2 protein-coding genes are annotated in these 3,837 nt (G+C 46.2%); one reads left to right on the top strand and one right to left on the bottom strand.

The window, feature by feature from the left end; translation table 11 throughout:
* Nucleotides 1-94: 94 nt before the first annotated feature.
* Nucleotides 95-1,978, bottom strand: a complete 1,884-nt coding sequence (locus AC805_RS10015; protein ID WP_055075303.1) for an iron uptake porin — start codon at nucleotides 1,976-1,978, stop codon at nucleotides 95-97.
* A gap of 167 nt (nucleotides 1,979-2,145) precedes the next feature.
* On the opposite strand from AC805_RS10015, the gene AC805_RS10010 reads away from it, so the two are divergent.
* Nucleotides 2,146-3,699 carry a DEAD/DEAH box helicase family protein gene (locus tag AC805_RS10010; RefSeq protein WP_055075302.1) on the top strand — a complete coding sequence of 518 codons (1,554 nt, stop codon included), beginning with the start codon at nucleotides 2,146-2,148 and terminating at the stop codon, nucleotides 3,697-3,699.
* Nucleotides 3,700-3,837: the final 138 nt, after the last annotated feature.

The raw sequence follows: 3,837 nt of genomic DNA, 5'->3' as shown, positions 1-3,837 counted from the left end.
CTGAGCGAAGTCGAAGCTGTAGTTTTTATTTAAATTATCTATATGTCCATTGCCAACCTTACGTTGCTATGGAAATAAATTTAGAATTGCAAATTTAGAAGGTAAAAGTCGTCCGCACAGATCCGACAGTGATAGTGTCGCTACCTGCCGTTTGCACTGGATTAAAAATAAACAGTAGCCCAGGAGTAATACTGATATTGTCATTTACCCGCATTCGATAGAACAATTCCACATGGGTTGTGCTAGCGGGCTGTCCGCCAAAATCTCCTGAATTTACTCCCGCCAAGCCAATCGCGCTGGGAATATTAAATGCTGGTATCCCGCCTTGGGTAATAGTGCTGCTGGTGATTTTAGGAGGTTGCCCCACATAAATCCCGCCAAGGTTCCCTTCTGCAAACAGGTCAGGGAAATTTAAAAATGCCATCCAATTAAAGGTGTTAACCGACCCGCCTAAACCCGTATCTCTAGTTTCAGAGGTGGTGTAGCCCGCCCAGCCACCGAGAATAATGCTACGGGAAATACGCCATGAGACCGTACTGCCAAAGGCATTAGTTGAAAATTTTCCTGCGATCGGTCCGATGAGGTTATCCCCAACTCCAGTATTTAAGCTGGCATTTGTCGTGTAGGAATTGAGGTAATACAGTGCAATATCGACAGCATCACTGGGGGCAACATTAAACTGTATGCCTGCGGTAAAGGGACCCCCTGTGAGACCATTTTGTGGATCGGATGCTAAGGATGCTGCATACACAGCTTGCAAACTCATGTTATCGCTGATTTGCCAATCAAACCCAATCCCAGCCTGTCCAGGAAAGTTGAGAATTGGATTGCGCTGAGCAAAGGCCGAAATCGGTCCTTGCCCCGCGCTTTCATAGCGATTTGGTCCGCGAAACACGCTAGATGGACTAACCCCTGCTGCACCCACGATTACTGCAAGGCGATCGCCTACTAAAAAGCGATAGGACAAGTCACTCAATTGTAGTGAATTGGATGTATCAAGCTCGTAGCCAAGACGAGTATAGGTATTAGTGAGAAAGTTGTTATTTGCAAAAAGTGTCGAGGCGGTGGAGGCATTTCCTGCTTGTAAACCTGTTAACAAAATGCTGCGATTGTCAAACTGAGTAACTAAACTCAGTTGCAAGTTGTAGCCAAAGGTCAAATTGGTGGCATCGTCGGGGGTATTTTTATTCCCATTTCTAGGAGTTAGGCTACCAGTATTAGCAAACCGACTTTGCAATCCAAAAATTGCTTGACCATATAGTTTAGTAGTAGTCGAAAATTGTTGTGCTTCAAGTTTGGCAGTTTTAGTATCAAGGGCATCAACCCTACCGCGTAAAGTTGCCAACTCTGCGGCAAATTCTTCTTGGAGTTTTTGTAATGTAGCGAGATCCGCTTTACTCACCTTGTCAGAAAGACCAGAGGCAATAATTTCGTTAATCTTGTCGAGGCAGGCATTTACCCCTGCGGCAAATTCATAACGGGTTGTTGCCTTACTGCCACGATAGGCGCGATCTGGGTAGCCTGCGATGCAGCCATAGCGTTCGACTAAAGATTGTAAAGCCGTAAAAGCCCAGTCTGTGCGCTTAACATCGCTCAGTTGCGAGACTGAAGTAACACCCTGTGCAGTGAAATTTTGATTGGCTTGATTGTAGTTTGTAGTTGCTGGGGCTGGCAAAGCCACATCATTAATCGCCTGAATGATTTGAGCATCTTGATTGGGGCTAGGAGATCCTTGCCATGCTGGGGTTTGACTGGTAGAGATAGGAATAATCATGGGATCGCGACTAATCGACCGAACCAATTCAGATTCCTTAGTGGAGACCTCGGCAGTGGAGATCTTGTCTTCTTTGAGCACTTCAGCTTGAGCGTAGTTGCTAGCCATCAATGTAGAGGCGATCGTTGTTGATACGATCGTTGTTGATACGATTGCGGTAAGTCTTACTAAATTGGTCGAGCCATTAGCTCTAGTCTGAAGCATATACATTTACAATCCTCACACGATCGCTTTTAGGTACAAATTTTAGGTACAAAAGTACAGTTCTGACGAAGGACGAATTAAAAATCAATTAGTTCCCAATTAAATTAAAATTTTTTGGCGAATTTCCGCCCACTCCACCTTGAAAATCATCAAAATTGGATTCAGCTATGCCCCGCCTTCCTAAATTAACTTACGATCGCGGCACCTTAATCCTCCATCCACCGCCTAAGGGCAAGGCATGGATCGAATTCGCCACATGGGACGATCGCATTGAGAAATTTCGCATTCCTGCCTATTGCTATCGCGAATTAATTTTGAATTTGCGCTCAGACGAGATTGCGATCGAAGATCTTTCGAGGGGCTATAGCGAACTCAACTTAAACTCACAGAGCTTAAATTCACAGAGCTTAAATTCACAGAGCTTAAATTCTCAGAGCAGAATGAAGCCTTACCCTCATCAAAGTGAGGCTTTAGCAGCGTGGCAACGGATTGGCAAGCAGGGGGTGGTGGTCTTGCCCACCGCCGCAGGTAAGACCTATTTGGCTCAGTTAGCGATGGAATTAACTAATCGCAGCACCTTAATAGTCGTTCCGACCCTTGACTTAATGCATCAGTGGTATGCCCACTTATTAGCGGCTTTTCCCGATGTGGAGATCGGGCTATTGGGAGGCGGAGCGCGCGATCGCACGCCGATTTTAGTCTCCACCTATGACAGCGCAGCAATCCATGCCGAAACTTTAGGCAATCTTTACGGCTTGATCGTATTTGATGAGTGCCATCATTTACCCACGGATTTTAATCGCGTGATTGCCGAATATGCGATCGCCCCCTATCGGCTTGGTTTAACCGCCACTCCCGAACGCAGCGATGGCAAACATAGCGATTTAGAAATGCTAATCGGTGAAGAAGTCTATCGTAAATCTGCCGAAGAGTTAGCAGGAAAAGCCTTAGCCGAACATAAAATCGTCCAGATCAAGGTTTCCCTCTCCGCCCAAGAACGCGATCGCTATACAGCCTTAATCCAAACCCGCAATCAGTTTTTAAAGGAAGCGAAAATCTCTCTTGGCAGCTTGGAGGGGTGGCAGAGATTCATACAGGCAAGTGCGCGATCGCAAGCAGGACGTAGCGCTATGCTCGCTCACCGAGAATCTAAGGAATTATCCTTAGGAACGGAATCAAAATTACTTGTCCTATCGGATTTATTGGCACAACATTTCCCAGAGCGCATTCTGATTTTTACCAATGACAATGCCACGGTCTATAGAATTTCGCAGGAATTATTAATTCCTGCCCTCACCCATCAAACTCCCGTCAAGGAAAGACATGAAATATTAACCTTTTTCCGTGAAGGCAAATATAAAACCCTAGTGGCTTCCCATGTTTTGAATGAGGGTGTTGATGTACCTGAGGCGCGTATTGCCATTCTATTATCGGGCACCGGCTCGGCGCGTGAATACATTCAGAGGTTAGGACGGGTGCTGCGACGGGGCAAGGATGTAAATAAACAGGCGATTCTCTATGAGGTAGTTACTGAAGGCACAAGCGAAGTCCGCACCTCAGAACGTCGTAGAGGTGTTGAGCGATCGCGCCCCGAACAGCAGCAAGACAAGGTCATCAATATGGGCATTAAGTACGAAAGCGACCTCACCCCACAACCGAAGGTTGCCGACAGCCCTCAAAATTACGATATCAAGGATATCAAGGGCAGCATAGAGCTATAGCTAGTGAGAACAAGCCCAAAATAGAGTTGCGGCGCGAAGCGCCGCAACTCTATTTTGGGCTTGTTCTCACTTAATTGAATATATAGCTGTCGCCAAGTGTATTAGGACATAAACCCCAAGAATTGGCTGGCGGCGCTT

It is taken from the genome of Pseudanabaena sp. 'Roaring Creek' (genome assembly GCF_001402795.1).
In the GTDB taxonomy this organism is placed as follows: domain Bacteria; phylum Cyanobacteriota; class Cyanobacteriia; order Pseudanabaenales; family Pseudanabaenaceae; genus Pseudanabaena.
The sequence above is the reverse complement of the archived record's forward strand: the minus strand, read 5'-3'. Positions and strand labels throughout refer to the sequence as shown.

Bases quoted from the DNA above. Each gene is read 5' to 3' on its own strand.
- AC805_RS10015 (WP_055075303.1), bottom strand. From the start codon at position 1,978: ATGCTTCAGACTAGAGCTAATGGCTCGACCAATTTAGTAAGACTTACC.
- AC805_RS10010 (WP_055075302.1), top strand. From the start codon at position 2,146: ATGCCCCGCCTTCCTAAATTAACTTACGATCGCGGCACCTTAATCCTC.